The sequence below is a fragment of the Halobellus ordinarius genome (assembly GCF_031823395.1).
In the GTDB taxonomy this organism is placed as follows: Archaea; Halobacteriota; Halobacteria; order Halobacteriales; family Haloferacaceae; genus Haloquadratum; species Haloquadratum ordinarius.
The window spans coordinates 128073-147702 of the sequence record NZ_JAVQKJ010000010.1; the positions used below are offsets into that span (position 1 = coordinate 128073).

General features: G+C 54.2%; 11 protein-coding genes. 6 read left to right on the top strand and 5 right to left on the bottom strand.

Going from position 1 to position 19630, the window contains the following annotated elements; all coding sequences use genetic code 11:
- Positions 1–74 precede the first annotated feature (74 nt).
- From RJT48_RS15870 to RJT48_RS15880, 3 genes are read left to right on the top strand one after another with little or no spacing between them, the layout of a single operon-like run.
- On the top strand, positions 75–1304 hold the full coding sequence (locus RJT48_RS15870) for an AAA family ATPase (RefSeq protein ID WP_311173317.1): 1230 nt from the start codon (positions 75–77) through the stop codon (positions 1302–1304).
- The gene (locus RJT48_RS15875; protein WP_311173318.1) at positions 1304–3064 is read left to right on the top strand and encodes a 5-methylcytosine restriction system specificity protein McrC; all 1761 of its coding nucleotides are present in this window, start codon (positions 1304–1306) and stop codon (positions 3062–3064) included. Before RJT48_RS15870 ends, RJT48_RS15875 begins: the two co-directional genes overlap by 1 nt.
- Positions 3065–3122: 58 nt before the next feature.
- Positions 3123–5483, top strand: a complete 2361-nt coding sequence (locus RJT48_RS15880; protein ID WP_311173319.1) for a type 2 periplasmic-binding domain-containing protein — start codon at positions 3123–3125, stop codon at positions 5481–5483.
- Positions 5484–5555: 72 nt separating this feature from the next.
- On the opposite strand, the gene RJT48_RS15885 is transcribed toward RJT48_RS15880, so the two are convergent.
- The 3 genes from RJT48_RS15885 to RJT48_RS15895 all read right to left on the bottom strand — a co-directional run bounded on the left by RJT48_RS15885 (position 5556) and on the right by RJT48_RS15895 (position 11112).
- The gene (locus tag RJT48_RS15885; RefSeq protein WP_311173320.1) at positions 5556–5939 is read right to left on the bottom strand and encodes a DUF8076 family protein; all 384 of its coding nucleotides are present in this window, start codon (positions 5937–5939) and stop codon (positions 5556–5558) included.
- Between the two features lie 118 nt (positions 5940–6057).
- Complete coding sequence (locus RJT48_RS15890) at positions 6058–8187, bottom strand: DUF262 domain-containing protein (protein ID WP_311173321.1); 2130 nt, start codon at positions 8185–8187, stop codon at positions 6058–6060.
- A gap of 252 nt (positions 8188–8439) precedes the next feature.
- A complete protein-coding gene (locus RJT48_RS15895; RefSeq protein WP_311173322.1) occupies positions 8440–11112 on the bottom strand; it encodes a DUF1156 domain-containing protein in 2673 nt (890 codons plus the stop codon).
- 114 nt (positions 11113–11226) lie between these two features.
- On the opposite strand from RJT48_RS15895, the gene RJT48_RS15900 reads away from it, so the two are divergent.
- On the top strand, positions 11227–12324 hold the full coding sequence (locus RJT48_RS15900) for a Shedu immune nuclease family protein (RefSeq protein WP_311173323.1): 1098 nt from the start codon (positions 11227–11229) through the stop codon (positions 12322–12324).
- 39 nt (positions 12325–12363) lie between these two features.
- On the opposite strand, the gene RJT48_RS15905 is transcribed toward RJT48_RS15900, so the two are convergent.
- Complete coding sequence (locus RJT48_RS15905) at positions 12364–15579, bottom strand: DUF499 domain-containing protein (RefSeq protein WP_311173324.1); 3216 nt, start codon at positions 15577–15579, stop codon at positions 12364–12366.
- Positions 15580–15634: 55 nt separating this feature from the next.
- Positions 15635–16207: a hypothetical protein gene (locus RJT48_RS15910; protein ID WP_311173325.1), complete on the bottom strand. Its 573-nt coding sequence runs from the start codon at positions 16205–16207 to the stop codon at positions 15635–15637.
- A 154-nt stretch (positions 16208–16361) separates the two neighbouring features.
- On the opposite strand from RJT48_RS15910, the gene RJT48_RS15915 reads away from it, so the two are divergent.
- Together RJT48_RS15915 and RJT48_RS15920 are read left to right on the top strand one after the other, a co-directional pair.
- On the top strand, positions 16362–18116 hold the full coding sequence (locus RJT48_RS15915; RefSeq protein WP_311173326.1) for a DEAD/DEAH box helicase: 1755 nt from the start codon (positions 16362–16364) through the stop codon (positions 18114–18116).
- Complete coding sequence (locus tag RJT48_RS15920; protein ID WP_311173328.1) at positions 18109–19275, top strand: AAA family ATPase; 1167 nt, start codon at positions 18109–18111, stop codon at positions 19273–19275. The genes RJT48_RS15915 and RJT48_RS15920 overlap by 8 nt, the downstream gene beginning before the upstream one ends.
- Positions 19276–19630 lie beyond the last annotated feature (355 nt).

Sequence of the window (19630 nt, forward strand, 5' to 3'; positions counted from 1 at the left end):
AATAGCATCCTGGACAGGTTACAAAATTTGTTTTGAACGGGTTTTTATATACTGTGGGCGACCTGTATTCGATAATGAGTGACTCGTCGGACGACTATACGCTTGAGGACGCAAAAGACGAAGTCGGAATTCTTCGCCGTGTAACCGACGATGTCGTCGAAGCGATTCGTAATGCCGAGAACGAAGACGTACTGGAGTTCCTGATCGAGGACGAGAAACTCGACGTACTCCACGACGGGAAGCGTGGACTCGGACGGGTGCGACGTGCCGTGCTTGAGTCGGCACTCGCGTCGGATCGGCTCAAGCGTATCGTGAGTCTCCGCGGTGACGAAACGCCCGAAGAGATACTCGTCCCAAACGATGTGGAGCGCAACGCCAAGGTCGCACTCGAAACTGGGAAGCCCGTCGTCCTGTACGGACCGACCGGAACAGGGAAGACGACCTTCGCCAAGCAGCTCGCTCGTGAGACCGGCATCGGGTACGCGCTCAACACTGCGACACCCTCGTGGACGCCGTCGGACATCATCGGCGGGATCAGTCCGGATTACACCGGCGACTCGCTAAGCTACCGGACGAAACTCGGCTGCGTGTCCGAAGCCGTTCAGCGTGCCCGCCGATTCGACGTCGAGTACGGCGTCATCCTCGACGAGATCACGCGAGCCGACATCTCGAAGATCTTCGGCCCACTATACACCGCCATCGAGAACCCCCACCAGACTATCTTCGAGACCGACGAGGGGGAGACCATCGAACTGGACGAGCGGGTGAACATCATCTGTACGATGAACATGTCCGACCGGACGGTGAACGAACTCGACAACGCGATCACCCGCCGGTTCGCCATGATTGAGCTGGACGAGTACGAGGAGGATAAGCGCCGACAGCTGTTCAAAGACTGGATCACCACGCACGTCACCGACCACACGGACCTCGGAGAAAGCGAGATCCTCCGCCTGTTCGAGCGGGACTACCAAGGGATCAACCACGGCCACGAATCGACGTCGCAAGGGTCGATCATGCGCTTCGGCCCGATGCATTATCGCGACGTCGCCGTCTTCCTTGGCGTCGGCTGTCGAGAAGGCGGAGAGTACGAGTATGATCAGAAAGATGCGGTCGGACAGGCGTTCCGGACGTACATCGTTCCGCGACTCCTGAACGCCGCCGCATTTCCGCAGATCGAGCGAATCGCAGAACACTACCGCGCGATGAATGGTGAATTCGAGGAGTTCGATCTCGCCCCTGCTGCAGAGCTCGCCGAACGGGAACTCGAACAGGAACGTCGCCAGATGGGCTCCTACGAGTAATGAGCACCGTCGACGAAGTCTACGAATACGGGCAGGACACTTTCAACGTCCCCGAACGCGGGGAGATCCGGATAGAGGGCTGTCCGTCGTCCATCGGTGACCAGCTTCGTCGCGCATCTTTTACACAGCAGAGTCCCGGCGTCTTCACGAAAAGTCAAGCAGCACTCGACGGCGAGCAGGAGTACGAAGTCGTCACAGTCACCGTAGACGGCGACGAGAACGAGGTACTCCACGTCGAAGCGACGGACATCATCGGCGTTGTGAGCCTCACACCGTCGTCGAAGGTTCAGGTCGATCCGAAGATCGACTGGGAGCACATCTTCGATATGTTGCTGGCGGTCTACGACCAGAACCGCTCCATCGAATACCACGGGATCCCGCTGCAGGACTTCCTCTCCGATGACATCCATCTCGACGATGTCTTCGTCGTGCTGGCGATCAACTACCTCGATGGGTTAGAGACGATCCACCGACAGGGGTACATCCGCGACTTGGTTATCCGACGGCTCGACAGTCTGGACGGGAGGGGAGAGATCGACGTCGAACAGACGCTCATGAACCACGCGCGGGGGACGCTGGAGCCACATTGGATCCGCAACGAGACCGAATACGACAACGCCGCGAACTCGCTACTCCACTACGCGGGGAAGACGCTGCTTCGGCTCTTTCGACAGAACTCTCACGAGAACGACCACCCTGCATACGACCGTATCTTCTCAGAGGTTCACCGAGAGGTGGAGCGCCTGGAGAGTATGGGTGTTAGCAGCGGGTTAGACCGGATGGACGCGTATCGACGCCTCTCGCTTAGCGACCTCCCGAAGCAGCGCCGGTACTACCAAAAGGCGTTCGATGTCGCCAAGGCGGTGATGTCGTCGTCACTCGGCCAGCAACTCAGAGACGGCCCGCGGGAACTGGTCGTGGACTACGTTCTGAATATGGAGTCGCTGTTCGAGCAGTACTCACAGGTCGTCATCGAGCGGGAGCTCTCGTATATCAAGTCTTACGACCACCTCGGCGGCCTCGACGACGTGACGCCCGTCCGGTCACCCTCCGTGAATCCGTTCGAGGGTGAGGGCCAGATCTACCACGAACCGGACCACGCACTACAGGAGGGCGACCAGACACTAGCTGTACTGGACTCGAAGTATTACGCGGAAGGCCACGATCCGGTGAAAGAGTCGCCGTCCCGGTCGCGTCTGTTTAGCTACGCCTACCTCCTCCATGCTAACCGACTCGCATTCCTATGTCCGCTACTCGAACCGAAGCGTCGCCGAGTCGCCCAGACCGGAGCTGAACTGCAGATCGTCTCACCCGAGCAGTCGTTCACTCTAGACGGATACGGCGACGTCGTCCACAGCTACCTACACGACGTCCTCGTAGAGAAATCTGCTGAACTCGAAGCCTTCCGCGCCGTCGCAGAGAATCGCCTGTGTCTCGACGGCGTCGAAGAGACTGCCCTGAGCGAAGCGACATCGATGAGCGGTCCGTTCACATTCAAAGATACTCGAGATTTCTCGCTCCGCGTCCTCAAGGCCGCTGCCGACGAACACTCGTGGGAAGTTCGCAATCGGTACGACCTAGAGCAAGACGGTGACTGGACGCGAGAACAGATCGAGACGCGCTGTGAACAGCGCTACGAGCATACGACGACGTGTATACCGGTGTTCTGCCGCGAGCACGGGCAGGAGTGGATCGACCTCTATTTCCTCCAGAATGGTTCCGATGAAGTGGAGAAAGAGGGACCGCTGAAACTGCTCTGAACAGTAGTTTCGTCCGACAGTCTCTTTATACCTGGTTTCACACTAATCAGATAGTTGAATGAGTAACGAGATGACATCACATGACCCCCTTTCGAATGATGACGGGTTCTGGGGTCTACTGCTCGGGAAGAAATATGATAAAATCCCGGAGTCAGAACGGACGCTTGAAAATCTCGTATCGGATTTCTACGTTGGGCGAACGAAACGGATTGACTCCCGGTTTGAGTCAGTCGACGACTTACTCGCAGAATTAAAGGACCAATCACCAGATCGTGCACAACAGCTTCTACTCACCATCTGGGCAGAAGAAAAATGGGCGCAAAAGAGCAGCGGTGGCAACGGTTTCCAGGTGGAAACTAATTTCGAGGACGAACTTCGCCGACTCGAAGATGAGGGACTCTTCGTCGAAGAGTTGATTGACGGTTTTACACTGGTGTGGCCGAGCAAAGAGGTTCGTGTGACCACTCGGGAAGACGACCGTGTCCGAAGTCGCTTGTTCGAGCGTGCACACCCACTATTCGTTCGGAAAGATGGTGGTGGTGAGATAGAGGTACGTGGTGCAAAGAGTCGAATCAAGAAGTTCTCAAAGACATTTACAGATAGTGATGGAGTTGACAGAATAGAGCGATCACAAACGGCTCAGCACGTCATCGATGGACTTGCGTCAATCTTCAACGATGAGATTGAAGCGCTCACACTCACCGAGGTAGAGTTCCAACGAACCTATCTCCCCGATGGATCATCCCTCTCCCTCAGCAACCCTACGGGAGTTCGAAATGATCTCAACTCAGAAGCCGTCTTTCAGGAACTAGTCGATCTTCAGAGCTTATCCGAACTGTCCCATCTCGGCTTCAACCACAACAAGACGGGGAAGAAAGTCGAGTTGAAAGTAGAGCGTGAAGAAACAGGATTTTACTTTGAGATCCAGGATCGGTACCTTCCCGAGTCAGAAAAGGAGGCAATTCGATTACTGATCGAGGACAAATTGGGTATCTCATTCGATAGCGTCTATCCATATGACGTCCAGTTACGAGATTCATACATTTTCCACCAGATTCTCACGGGGGCAGTTGAGACGTATAACCGATATTTCGAGGATTTACCGGAAGAAGAACAGTCACTTCTGAACGAATTCATCGACGTAGCCGAGATTGACACATATGAGTGTTATCGCTGTCACGAGGTATATGAGGAAGAAAAGCCGGACGAATGCGACGAATGTGAAGGTGATAGTTTCAGGGACGACATCCGGCGGGAGGTCAGTGTTGACGATGAGGCGATCCATGAAGCAGCATTTGAGTCGCTAAAAGAGATCCGTGATACGCTTTCAGATAATGGCATCAACTTCTTGGACGTCTCAATCGATAGGTATGAGACGAAACACAACGACTACATCCGAGCCACATTCCAAGAAGTGGCGAGTGCAGGAAAAGAAGCCAACACACACCGATATGAGTACATCAACTATTGTCTCGGAAATGGCCGCCTTCCTCGACGAATTAATCAATACCTGCTAAACTCGGTTCTCGTCGTTTACGGGAAAGCGTATCTCAACGGGCGAGAGCACTTCGGGACGATTGACTTACACGATCTGTTGATGAGTGATTCTCCAGAGGATCTTCTTACCTCAGCGATTCGTGACAGCAAGTCCCAGTTCAGAAACCGAATTATTGGTCGGGCGGACGAAGCGTTCGAACGCCTTCAGGACCTACATCAGCGCGGTGCAGCAGGCGAATTCGACGATCTCTCACAGGAGGAGCGGAAGGAACTGAAGGAGGATTACGACTACAACGAGTTTGAACGGGACGTGTTCTATCTCCTGAAATTTATGTTCCTCTTCACCGAGCGGTGGGGGCGAGAAGGAGAGACGGAAACAGATGGCTGTCTCGTAATTCCTGAAGACGACGGTTACTTCATCGCAAGTTACGACCCGAAACTCACCTACACAAAGAAGGGATACGATCTCGATGCCGGTGAGAAGAACAAAGCTGCTTGGTACATGGTTACGGAAAATCTCGGTGGTGCTCTCTCAGTTTCGCTCTCAGATGACGAAAACCTGGACGCCCACCTCTTCGTCTCGAATAACTTTCGAGAAGGTCAATTCCCCTATGTCGCCTCTCGTGTACAGGAGTGGTTCGAGCAGAGTGAGGATGTGGAGAAGGAAGAGATTCCAGTTGCATTCCTCCCTCTCGAATCATTGTTGTCGCTGTACGATACCTTCGACCGACACTACGATCCGATAATCGAATACCCCTCAGTGAAAGCTGCATTCAGAAGGGCATTCATAGAGAAGATCAGGAGCGGAGAGGACGGATACTCTGTTGTGGACACCGACGCCTGCGACGCCGTCGAAGAGCGAGTACTGCAGGCCTTGAAAGGGACTACCCGGAGTAGAACTCTAAAAGACCATACTGAATAGGGTGCGGTCGATTCTGCGCCCCTTTTCGAAATAGTACAACACTACATACGAGGTTATGACCAGTACTGAGGATTAAAACGGCGCGACGAGCCACTCCCCACCTTCTTTCCGTTCGAGTTGTGGACCAAAGACCTGCTGAAGCGAGTAGAGTTCGTCATCGTACCGAAGGTCGTAGGCCTTCCCGCTTCGGTGAAACGACCCTTCGATGACGAACTGTATCGTGGGACTTTGATATTCCAGATCGTTCGCACGCTGATCCATCTCACGGGCGAGTTCGTTCGCCAGATCCTCGTCACTCAGGGCATCCGAGAGTCCGACGACACTCACTTTCTCGGGAACATCATCTTCCTTGAGCCGCTGGAGGAACTCCTTCACGGGGATCTGGTGTTCGAAGGTCTCGTAGGCACCTTCAATGACGAGATTGTACTGTCCGGGTATTTGTCCGGGGGCTGCCATTACCTATAGCACGTCGCCGAGGGGTCAAAAAGGGGTGCGGTACCTCAATCGTCCCGTCGGAGGTCTTGCAGGGAGTTAACGCGTCGAAGTGCATTATACCGATCGCGGTAGTTGGGCGTTAGGTCGGGAGATCAATGCCAAGCGCCTCGTCGGTGGGCGACCAGGTATGCTTGTTCTGCTCAGCGAGGCCAACGTTCTGGAGACGGCTCAGAATCGAACCGACCTCATTTCGTTCTGTACCGTTCGAATTCGGTTCATCGAATGGTGAGTCCGGAAGCTCGGTCGCGTCTCCGTGAATAACACGACGAACCGCGCCACCTGTGTTCTGGCGGAGTGCCTTGAGAACGAACTGTTCCTCCTTCGTAAGCCGGTCAATCGCGTCCGCCGGCTCTTCGACGTCTCCAAGACGTGTCTCGGGCGTCGCCCATTCGTCGAGGACAAAGTCGATTATCGTCTCCTCGCGGTCCTCGATGTTTTCCACGGACCACTCATCGTAGTCGTTCTGGATATCCCATTGCACCCAGAGCTTCGATTCCACGTATCCCTCGTTACACTTGGTCTCGAATGTAGCGTTCCCCCACTTCGAGTTCCACGGTCGGCTCGCAAGCGTGAGATTCCCGAGTCGATCAATGTATGCGTCGTACCGTGCTTCAGGACTGGGGTACTCGTCGGAATCCTCGAGAGGTAGTTCGTCGGGACTCTGTGGCCAAATGTGTTCGACCGTGTATTCGTTGCTCATTGCTTCCGTGAGCGATGGGCCACCGCGTTCACCCTTCTCGTCAGCTCGGTGTTCGTTGTAGAAGTAGAAGAGATAACGGAGGTCCTGCGAACTCGCTTTCGAGTACAGATCCGCGGCTGAAAGGGATCGTCGGAACTGCGAGTCGTCCTCGTATCGGTTCATTAGGGAGACGACTTTGCTCACCCAGATATCGGCTGGACTGTCTTCGCTGATGTTTCGCGTGCGGACGTAGAGGCTGGACTCACCCGTGTGACTTCGATGGTTACCAATCGAGTAGACGCGGAAGATGTACGTCTCAATTGCGTTCAGGAGCTCCCGCCTGCCATCGTCATCAAGATTCGGCCACGCTTTGAGGAGCAACGGGTAGAACTTCGTCGCGTGACGGAGGCGGTGTATTCGCTGAACGAGGGTCGAAATTTCGTCATCACCGGTACAGTCTAACACCTTCGATAACGCGTTGAATCCGCGTTCCAAACTGTTGGTGTAGTCCTTGATATATTCCAAGCACGCTCGTGGATCTTCCTGTCGAAGCTTGCGGATGTGCTCTTTCAGCTCGCTAAGGAAGGCGGGATCACTGTATTCGTCGGAGTTCGACCAGTCAAAATACGAAATGAAGTGGTAGCGCTGGACTGCGTCATCGCTAATATCGGTGACATACGGTGATTCCAGCATCGTCTGGTGGTCGTTGTACATCTCCCCGAACGATTGTCGGATTCGGCGGATGATCGCTTGGGCCTCGCTCTCAGTATCCGCAGCGAGGTATGCCATCCGCATCAGGAACGACTTCGTCTTGTCGAACGTAGAGAGCGACCGACCTCGGTCGTTGACGCTATCGAAGATGAGCGTCGCCTTCTCGGGATTGGCTGCGTCAACAACGTACACCATCAGTTCAAGTTCGAGGATGGTCTCCCAGAGTAGCTTGAGTTCCGTAGCGACGTCCACGGGATCGACATCGGGGGATGCGGTGAGGTCGTCGAGTTGGTCGTCGAAGTATTCCTTCGCCTCGATCATCTTCCGCTGAGACGGGCGGTCCGGTTCGTGAACGTCGTGGCCCGTGAGTAGCCATTCGAGGTACTTGTTGTCCTCCTCGTCGAGAAGCTGAAGCTGATAGATGTTGTCCTCAACGAGAAGTGTCTCGCGCATCTCTTCGACGTCGGCGAGTATCTCGGCCTCGTGATCCGTTTCCGGTGCGATTTCCTCCAGACACTCCGTCATCGAGCGAACCAGCAGCGCAAGCGAGGTGAGACGTTGTTGGCCGTCGATAAGGAGGTTAATGGGCTTTTCTCTCGAAGAGCCGTAGCCACCGGTACTCCCACCGCTTTCCGTTTCGTCCGTCTTCTGGATGATGATCGTCCCGAAGTAGTGCTGTTTGTCCGGCGGAAGCGTGTAGAGATCAGTCCAGAGGTCATCCCACTCCGGTTCAGTCCACGAGTAGTAGCGCTGATACTCCGGAACGTGGAACACCCCTGCTGTCGTCAGTTCCTCTAACGACTTCTTTCCCGATTCCATATGGTCGTGTGTTCGGAGGAGGTAGAAAGTTCCCGGGGTGGTATTCGCTCCAACAGCGTACCTCGGTCACCCATCCAAAGCTCTATTTCACGGCGTGGCTAATCAACTATCGAGCGCAACGGTGCTGCGTAGAGCCTGTGTGACCATGTCCCAGAAGCCTTGGGGTGCAAGCCAATAGGCGTCGAAGACGGACGTGGGCGCAGGAAACGCACCGATTTGTCGATTCTACGGTACGGAGAGCTGTTACCGGGGTCAGTAGCTCGTGATATCTCGGTCTCCGAGCACCCGCGTGTACGTGTCGTCGCCGGTCACGTCGGCGAGACGACCGGCGAGTTCGCGCAGGTCGTCATCGACGTCCCACTTTTCGACGTAGTTCTGGACTGCCTGGCCCTTCTCGTAGCGGTACCGCAGGAACTGGAGCTTGTCGAGGTCCGAGAGATGGTCGCCACCGTCGCCGTTGACGCGCTCCTCAATGTACGCCCTTCGTTTCTCGTTATCCCAAGTTCCGAGTTCAAAGCCGTCATCTTGGTTGTACAGGCAGGTATCCTTGAGATCATCCGGGGTGGCGTTCGTCCCGCGACAGAGCTTATTGACGTCGTCGAACGAGGGGTTCGATGTGTCGAGCAGGTCGATGAACACGTCCTCAACACCGATGTCGCTGGCCTCCTGAATGATGCCGTAGATCTCCTGGACGACCTCTTTCGCAGTCATGATCTCGCCGTCGCGCTGCACCTTTCCGTGGTGCTTGGAGTACTCGCGGAAACACGCACCCATCTCCATTACGCCGATATCGCCACGGGAGAGGTCGCGGTTCTCTTCAAGTTGCTTCCGGGTGCGGCGGGCTGTACGGTAGATGTCGCGGCGGAGGGAGTTCCATGACGCCGATTCGGTTTCATCGATAGGCCGAGCAACGACAACGATATCGAAGGAGACCGCTTCACCCCCGATGAACTTGTTAATGTCTGCGGTGATTGGATACGTCGCTGTCACCTCAAACCCGACATTACAGAGCGATTCGAGGAGTTCACCCCACGATTCTGAGTCGCTGTGGTGGTAAGTGAACGTGAGCGACCCATCGTCCTTGAGTGCCCGTTTGATTACCGAGAATGCTTGACCAAGTTCTGACTCAAAGTCTTCCGCAGTCTTGTCTAAGTAAGGATTCGTGACTATGGACTCTGCGCGCGGTGTTTTGTCTTGGTCGAATCCTGGGTATTTGTCTTCAAGCAGGATTTTCTGCCAGACATAGAAGTAGTCAGAGACCTCGGAGTAGATGATATTGTCGTAGTATGGTGGGTCGGTGATGACCGCATCAAACTCGTCTTCAAAATCAAGACGACGCATGTCGCCCTGGTGGAGAGTTACATTCTCGCCAATCGGCTTAGAGAATTCTGCAGTCTCGACTGTTTCACCGTCCTGAACATAACGCTCAGTAGGTTCCCTCGCATATTCGATACCGGATTTCACTAGATCGATGATAGATTCAAAAGTCCCTCTTCCGAACTCAGCACCCCAAACATTACCTTCACAAGGTGTTTGTGGGGGATCAAAGGAATTATTTTTGAATATGTTGATAACCTTATTATAGCCCTGGTCATATCCGACCATCATCGTGTTTGTTCGGAGCATCCCAGTAAATGCGAGCAGAAGGTATTCCTGGACATTTTGGTCGCCAACATTACTGATCGATGACAACAATTTAGAGTGGCAAACCAGCTGGCGCTCGTTAAACATATCTGTCCAGTCTTCGTATTTATGTTGGAATACGTCGTTACCACTTACAGACGAAGCTGCGGTTATTGCGCCTTCTGGGATTTTCTCGTCAGGAACGTAATCATGTAGTTCTTTGTTCTCTCTCCACTCGCGCTGGGCTTCTTCAAACAGTTCTATGTCGCCTTTCTCAGCCTGCTTATACCCCTTATGTGAACTCTTCTTTTCTCCCGCTTCGTCACAATGACCACAATAATACTCCACAGCATATAGGCGGGTGTCGTACCCACCTTGTTCCTGAATCGCATCTGTAATCGCGTACTTCTGCCCGCAGTCGGGGCAGTTGTACTTCCCTCCCCGCGAGACGTTTCCTTCCTTCGGGACAAATCCATGTCCGCAGTCGTCACACACACTCTCTGACTGCCAATCGTCTACTAGCGTCACCGCTCCACAATCCGGACAATGAACATTGTACTTGTCGTCGTTCTCGTAACGGCCTGCAGCAACACGGTAATCTCTGAACAGCGGAACCGTATGGCCACACGAGACGCAGTCCAATTCCTTCACCCAGAAGTTGTACATCACGTCGGCGTCGTGGTCTCCGTTCGGACAGGGCGTCTTGTAGTACTGCGTGATCTCGTCGGCGACGTCCTCTTTTACCTGCTCGAAGGCTTCTTCGAGGTCTTCGACGTCGGTCTGACCGGCTTCGAGTTCTTTCTTCGTGACGAACCACGCGACCGGGTTTAGGTCGTTGCCGACGACCTCAGCGCCGAACCGTGACGCCTCGACGAGCGATGTGCCGCCACCCATGAACGGGTCGAGAATCTTCTTGTCCTCGACCCGGACGTCCTTCGGGTAGAGCTCCCAGAGGCTCTCCGGGTCAGTCATGTCCACGCGTTCGAGCAGCGACGCGACATCGAGGTCGGACTCGCCGTCGTCGTCGTCGCCATACGACGCCAGTGTGCTACCCTCGTGGCCGGGCTCGAACACCGAGACCTTCTCGGGGTCGTCCAGCAGCGTGTAGAGAGAGATCGCGCGGAAAACACAACCCAGGCGTCGCGCCCACCATTTGTGCATCGTGTAGATGGGGCGGTAGTACATCTTTGCCCGGCCCTCCTTCTCGGCAATCTCGTTCACGCGCTCGATGGGGAACCCGCGCTCGATTGGGAGTTCCGTGCGCTCCTGCCGACCCTGTGAAGATCCAGATTGCTCAGACATTATTCAGTATACCACAGAGGAGAGGGACGAGTCATATAAGTGTACAGTCTGAGCCTGATTTCTGATTAGTTCCAAGGAGGTGAGTTTTATGTGAAAGTAGTGACGGTTACGCATATGGAAATTGAACAGGAGTTTGATGATGGAGAAACATACCATATTGAAGTAAATCACGGAGATAGTGGTCCATTTACGCACATTGCACATTATCCCATCAAGAGCGGGCCCAGAACATACAAATCACTCAATGTGTTTTCTATTGATGGCAAAGACGATTCAGATCCTGAACGATATATAATATCATTTTGGAAAGCTCGTCCGGGGAGGCCACGGTATCTTGAAAAGGAGGAAGAGACCCGGTTTGATTGCGAAAAAGAGGAGGTGATTAGACTTCTTGGCTTTTTGGATAATCTTTATGATCTTGAAGGTCTCGAATCGGGAGAACACGTCATCATCCGCAAAGACTCGCCCTCTGCGGAAGCGGCGGCATCTGCAGTACAAGCAATCAAAAATTGTGAGTCTGGTGTAGAAAATGTACTGATGAATCTTATTGGTAGTATCAATGAGATGAACGTAGAGCCTTCCGATCTTGATCTCTCAGACGATACCGTCGAAAAAGAAGCTGTGAAAGCTGAATACGCTATCAAACACGCTAGAACAAAAAGTAAACTCGGGCAATATCGTGAATTAATAGAGGGGCAAGAGTCGGAGCAAAAGTATCAGGAATTCTTTGAGGAAAACCCTTGGTTATTTGGCCACGAGTATACCCAGAGACTGGATATAAGAGAGCTAACTAAAGGTGATGAGGTCGATTTCTGTATGGAGTCCGTTGACGGATATTACGATATAATTGAGATCAAGACACCTGAGAAGAGAGTTCTTGTGGAAGACTCGTCTCATGATACATACAAGGCTAGTTCAGAACTTTCTGGAGCAATAGCACAGGTCGAAGATTATATTCACTCAATCGAATCAAATGAGGCTCAGATCCATCATGAAGATGGAATACACGTATTAAAGCCGAGAGGTATGATTGTTATTGGAGATTGCTTAACTGAAGAAAAACGCGAATCGCTGCGGGTTCTTAACAGCCATCTTAACAGAATAACGGTCTACACGTTCTCTGACGTTGCAGAGTTAGGAGCCAGAATGGTCAACAGATATGAAGGCGATACAGACCTACCAACGAAATCAATTGATACGGATTCTGAGTGAGCGCATACGAACTAATTCCTTTTACGCGAGGGTGCGCATCTACTTCTGGAAGCTGATCTCGATCTTCAGGCTCGACGCCTCTTCCGGCATCCGCTCGAAGAGGTCCTGCACCTTCGTGTAGTCCTGTTCGGACCGCAACGTCAAGCTGACCTGCGTCCGCTCGACGTCGGCGGTCCCCTGAAGAGCACCGGGAACACCCTCCCTGTCGGGCAGCATGAAGGTGACGTCGCCGTACTCAACGCTCCCCGTCTGGTGGTTGTTCCGCCACTTGCTCCGCATCGCAGCGACGTCGTCGCCGTTGTACTCGAAGCGCCACGTATCAGCCTCCGTGTCAGCCTTCCGGAACGGATAGCCGGGCACCCAGTCGGTGGCCTTGTCCGACCCGGTTGTGTTGACCACGTACTCCGGTTCCTCGTCCTTCCCGATGTTCTCCAGCAGGAACGTCCGCACCATGTACTCGGTGACGCTGTCATCGAAGCGGTCGGTGACCTTGTTGACGGTGAACTGGTCACCCGGTTCCAAGTCCTCGATGTACGCCAGAATCTGGTCACCGATTCGGTCGGATACCGTCGGGACAATCTTGACTGTCGTCGGCTCCCGGTCGCCGAGCGATCCGAGATACCGACCGCCGGCCTCCAGCACGTAGTCGTCGACGAGGAACTCGTTGACCGCCTCACGAGCAACCGATTCGGTCTCGTCCGGCGGCAGGAACACCGCTTCGTCCGACCGAACCTCTCCGATAATTGTGTCGAGATTCGCATACCCGTCGTCGTTGATATGCTCCTCGATACGGTCCACGAGGGACGACGCACCGACGACCTCTGCACCGCCGACGTCACGGAGCGTCGCGTCGGATTGTGGCTTGTCGAGGATCTCGTTCCCTTTTACGATAACGTACTGGTCCTCACGGGCGAGCCGGCCGATAGCCCGCATCACAACGTCGTGACTGTCGCCGTCGATCCAGATCTCGCCGTCCTCAACGAGTTCCAGTTCGAAGTCTCCGATGTCGAGCGCAGTCGTCCCGCTCCCGAAGCGCTGGCGGAGCTCCTGCTCGGCGTCATCGACGCCCCACACGTCCACATCATCCTGCTGAACGAGCACAGTGTCCAGCGAGCTTCCGGAAAGGTCGTCACGGAACCCACCAGTATCACGGGCGAGTACCGGCTTGCCGTCGAGCGCTTCGACAGTTGCGTTCAACACGTCGTTGGCACTGCCAGGAATCGGGAGCTCCGGGTCACGGAGGAACTGCTCGTAGATGTCCTCAACCGAGATTTCTCCACGTCGCTCTAGAAGGTCCTCGGCGATGTCCCAGACGTGCGACTGGAGGTCGAACGGGTCAGCTGCCGCAGAGTCCGCAATGTTCGAGGCGTCGAGTTCCGCCTCGTCAAGGACGAAGACATCGAGGTCCATCGGCTCCACCTTCGCCCACTCGTCGTCGTCCATCAGATTGTCCCCGTCGATCACATCGCCGTACAGGAGTTGAAGCTCTTCACGGAGCTCGTTCTCCTCCTGCTCCATCATACCGCGAATCGATGTACGGATTTCGTCGTCGAGAGACTCATCGGCGAGTACCTGTCGCGCGCCCTCGATATACCGTGCCTTGTCGATGTACCGTGTTCCGGACTCGATGGCCTTGTCCCCCGAGGGCTGGACGAACACGAGTGTGTTGCGCCACTCGCGTCCGCGACCGTCGTTCGTGATGACCTTCTTCACCTCGTCCTGGGTCCACTGGCCGTCCTTCACGACGACCTTCACCTCACGGTCGTCCGGAATGTCCCGCATATCGTTCGTCCGGAACCCGACTGGGTGCGCGTTCGAACCAAAGATATCCGTGATGAAGTCCGCGATCTCGGCCTTCGCCGACGTCTCCGACACATCCACAGCTGCGTTCCGGATGAGTGCGTTGGGGTTCTGCCGGTCACGGATGGCGTACTTCCCGTTCAGCTTGTGGAGATGCCATGCAACGCCGTGCAATCGTTCGAGGTTGAGGACGACGTCGGAAACGAGGTCACCTGTCTGGTAGGCACCCATCACGATCTCCGACACCTCCGCACCCTCGCCTTCGCTCGGCTTCAACGAGTAGAGGAGAATCGTGTTCAGGATGCGACGACCGTGGGGCACTTCATCCGTGTCAACACGACTTTTGATGTCACCGGTAGCGGCGTTCAGTCGTTCGTAGTTGATCTTCGCCAGTTCGTCCTCGAACTCGATGGCGTCGATGTCTCCGTGTGTGATCAGGTCCGTCTGATCCTGCATCTGCAAGAGGACCTTCGAGAAGAGGTAGATCATCCCGCGCGTGTTCTGGTTGCCCTCATCGGCGTAGTAACGTGTCTCAAGGGCGTCCAGAAGCACAGGGTGGAACGGATAGAGATCGTGCATCTCCGACAGCAAGTCGTCGGGGAGATCGACGTGCCCGTCTGCTTGGTCATACGCGTCGAAGTACCCGTTGACGATCTCGCGGGCCGCACTCTCGTTTACGGAGTCGATCAGGCGGTGGCGCAGGACCTCGCGCTTGTCCACCTGGTTGTTCATGTTGACCTCGACCGCCTGTTCCCGATTCAGAATGTCGTGAACCTCAGATCCTTCGCGGAGCACAGAGACGATGGTGTAGAGTTCGAGTTCCGAGAGCGCGGTCGATTCGAGCAGTGACTGGAGGAATGCCTTGTTTGCGCTCTTTCGATCACCCTGAAGCGTATCAAACCAGTCCTCCAATTCGTCCACGAAGAATGCGACAGTGGTGTCGCCGACGGCCTCCTGAATCGTCTGCATATCGGGATAGCCACCCGACTCGAACGTCCCAGGATCGTAATCAAGCGCCTCGAAGAACGGTTCCCAGAGGTACTCGTACTGTTCGTTCTGCATCGCAACCGTGATCGGCGTCGCCGATTCCGGAAGCGCAGCGTCGAACCCCTCAACCGAATCACTTGCCCACGCACCCGCGGCGTCGGGATCGTCGAAACAGTGGTACAGTGCCACCATCTGGTGAGACTTCCCACTGCCGTACGGGCCATAGAGGATGTGCGTGCCTCGCGGGTCGTCCCCAGTCAAGGAATCACGAAGAATCGAGAGGGCCTCTCGAAGGCCCTGAGTCATCAGCGTCCGTTCGAAAAAGAGTGCTGCGTCAGACTCGAACTCGTCGTCGTCGTCAACATTGTAGAGTTTTACCTGCCCATCGATCTGTCCTTCTTCCCGAAGCTCGCGGCTGAGGGTCACCGTGTCTTCGAGCGTATTTGGTAAGGATCCCGTCTGTGCCATCTTGATACTTAAACAAACCTCAGTGGCACCCAATAAACACTATGGTCCCGCGAATTCAGCGGCTTTGTGAGTCGTCTTCAGCCATATCGGGAGGAATCGGAGTGTGGGTGCAATTCGGCCGACTAGGGATTGTTACGGGCGTGTCGTAGTTCTCGTTATCATACCGTTCTTTCAATCGGTCAAGTAGCGGGTCAATTTCCCACGTGTCGCCAGCTAGTTTCCTGGTACACTCTGACCCTCTGTTTTCGTGTGGCGAATGTGGAATATAACATTCTGAGTACCCGAGTTCCTTCAGTTGTAGAAATGCCCCGTGGTTGTAGAAGCGAACAGCTTGCATTCGAATCAAGGCCTCATTCCAATCGCTGCTAAACGTATTATTATCGTGTGAATGCGGCGATTCGCGCCGTGGAAGCTCCTGTAGAACACGTTCGTATGCCTCTTGATATTCAATTTCGCAGTCAAAGAAGTCGATGAGAATATCTCGTGCATTTTGTTCTCGGTCGCCACCTTCTACCCTCTTTCCATAGATTGGGCGACCAGGAATGATGTCGGCGATCTGCGTTTGAAGGGCATCGTTACTTCGGATTGCTTCGGGGATTTCTAAGTAGTGACTGGCCCACTGGGTCATCTTTGATTACCTACCCTAATGTTATTTCACATCCACTTAGTGATTCGGTGGGAGTTCAGCTGCATATTTTCACTTCCTAAATGGAGACACAGCTGCCTGGTTGCTGATTTGTAGTCACAAAACGTATTTCACGCACACCTGCTTCTACGAACATATGAGCGGGTACGACCTCGTCGATATCGAGGTCACACACGAATCTGCTGACGATCTTCTGGATTCGCTGTCTGAGGGCGGTACTGATGGGAGTCATCTGCAGAGTATCCAGGCAGTCCGTCTGCAAGCAGGCCAGCCGGATTCAGAACTCCGATCACTGAAAGAGTTAGACGAGAACGCCGTCAAACTTCTCGAACACCAAGTGGATGCAGCCTACCGGGCTCTCTTCGAGATGGACGGAAAAGCACTCCTGGCTGACGAAGTCGGCCTCGGGAAGACCATCGAGGTCGGGATGATTCTCAAAGAGATGCATTTCCGTGAAACAGACGAATCCGTCCTTATCCTCACTCCTGCACAGTTGGCCAAACAGTGGCAGGCTGAACTCCGAGAGAAATTCGGTCTTGACTTCGTCTGCAACTACGACGACGAATTCGAAGATTTCGACGTCCACGATTACATCATTGCAAGCATCGATACTGCGAAGAGCGAGCGACATCGTCAGACGGTTCTTGACCGCAACTGGGACGTTCTGGTACTCGACGAGGCCCACTATGTCAAAAACGAAGAGACGGACCGTTACGACCTCATTGACCAGCTTTCCTACAACTACGCGTTCTTCCTGACGGCGACGCCGATTCAGAACGAACTGACTGACCTGTATAACGTCGTCTCGCTACTCCGCCCTGGGCTGTTCGGCACACGCGACGTCTTCCACCACTACTTCGTGAACAGTAATCAGGAGACACTGGTGAATCGAGACGAGCTACAGGACCGGTTGAACAAAGTGATGATCCGGAACCGACGGGAAGACACAGATATCGATTTCACAGATCGGACTATCGACACACGGACGTTCGATCCCACTCCGAAGGAACGCGAACTCTACCAGGCAGTCTCCGACTACGTCAAAGGGGCGTACAGTCAAGACCAGGGTCAAAAGCTCGTATTGATGCTCCTTCAGAAGGAGGTCGTCAGCAGCCCGGTCGCGCTCAAGAAGACCATCGAGAAGCGACTCTACGACCAGTCGGAGCTAACGCACGCAGACGAACTGGAGTCGATCTTAGATCTGATCGATGAGATCGATACGGTGACCAAACAGGAGCGCCTCTTGGATATCGTCGAAGAAGCCCGCGACAATGTTGAGATGGGGAGAGTCATCGTCTTCACCCAGTTCCGAGCAACCCAACAGCAGATCCTCACCAGACTCGCCTCGGAGGGATACACAGTACACGCGTTCCACGGCGGGCATTCAAGCAGTGAGAAGGAGCAAATTGTCGAGGAGTTCGAAGAAGAGGGAGGTATCCTCGTCTCAACCGACGCTATGAGTGAAGGCCGTAACCTACAGTTTTGCAATATATTAGTCAATTTAGACTTGCCGTGGAATCCGATGCGCGTTGAACAACGTATCGGACGCGTACACCGGATCGGCCAGAAGCGAGACGTATTCATCTTCAATATGGCATTGAAAGATACGGTCGAAGAGTATGTACTGGAACGGTTATACCACAAGATCGATCTCTTCCAGCAGAGCGTCGGAGAACTGAGCTCAATACTGAGCCGCTTGGAAGAGTCGGGGACAAGCTTCGAAGACGAGATCTTTGAACGGTTGGTGGCCGCTGATTCCGAAGTCGATCTTGAGAACGACTTCGATGCGATGGCAGTTGACCTCCAGGAACAGCGCGAACTTGCCGACAAACTTGAGGAGTTCAATAGCGGCGTGTTCGAAGGATTCGACCTGGGGGAAAGCGATGACTGACGCTTCGATTTCTGTCACGCAATCTGTGATAGAGCAGTTCACAGAACGGTATCTCCAATCTATCGGCTGTTCCATCGAGCGAAGTGACGATCACTGGCTGGTGTCGGTACCCGATGACATAGACACCGAGATCACCCACGGGAGACACACACTCATCCGGGGGGAGGGTACTCCAGACGATGATGATGATGATAGAACGAAACGGCTGCATCCGGAGAGTGCGTTCTTTCAACAGCTACTCCGTGAGGCGGGTGAACGATCGCCGTCTGGCAAACTGTCGATAGAGAGTGAATCTGACATCGAGAGTCCGGAATGGATCCAAAACAGCTCTGTCGAGGTACAGAGCGCACAGTTCACTCCGTATTACGACCGCACAGCCATCGTGGTTCTCTTTCGTGTCGGTATCGAGACCGTCAGTGAATACCAGCAAGAGCTTCTCCGCGCCGTCGCTGTAGACACGCGATCAGAGGAGAGCCTTCCAAAACTGGCGGAGACATTCCTCGAGACCACCACAGTAGAGAGCGAGACGGCCACTAGTGGCGCTGTACAGCTGACCAAGACAGATGTGCGGCCTCTCCTCGAAACAGCCCGGGAACTGTTGCTGGAAAGCGTACAGGGGCAGCTCGACGACATTCATCGAGAAGCCTCGCGTGCGGCAGATTCAGAAGTTGAAGAGTACCGTCAGATGCAACAACAGCGTATCCAGGAGCTACAGGAAGAACACTCGAACCTGTCGTCGAAAATCAACGAACTGAGTGAGAAGATCAACACAGGAGACGAGGATTCACGCGTCCAGGCGTTGCGAGAACGGAAAGAACTCAAATCGGAGTACGAGGAACTCGACGATACGCTCAACGAATTACAGGAGCGCCGTGACAGTGGATTTCCCAATCGACAACGAGAAATCCGAGAGCGGCACTCACTCGACGTGCAGGTCACACCGCTTACTCTGACGGAAGTTGAGTACGAGCGAGGCGAAATCGATTTCGAACTTATCGACGGTAGCATCCATCAAACCGTTACTCTCGGATACGGGAGTGGGATCGGTGTAGCCGATACTGTTCGATGTTCGTCGTGTGAACGGGAACTCACCGAACGCAACCCGCTTCAAACGATTTCAGATGGACTCAAATGCCAGAGTTGTACCAAAGAGCGGTGATACGGCGACCCCTCGATAGTTCAATAGAGCAAAGCCGCGGAGCGAATAGAGCTAGTACACTGATTCGTCAAGGAAGCCGCCGAACGAGCTGGATATCCGGAACTGAAGGCAACGCCAGGGCTACCGAAGTGAGAATTTGCTGAAAAGATTCGAAACCTCGACGAAGTGGCGCTGTTAGTCTTGGAGTGTGGCGACTGTTCGGCCCGTTTCCTCGGCTTCTTCGCTGCGCGACATATTGTACGTCGCGAGCGCTTCTTCAACCGCCTCATCAAGACTCATTGGTCAACCTAATTTTGACTCTTCTACCGTATAAACGCATGCATGGCACCAGACAAGTAACAAGCAGCCTCAGTTC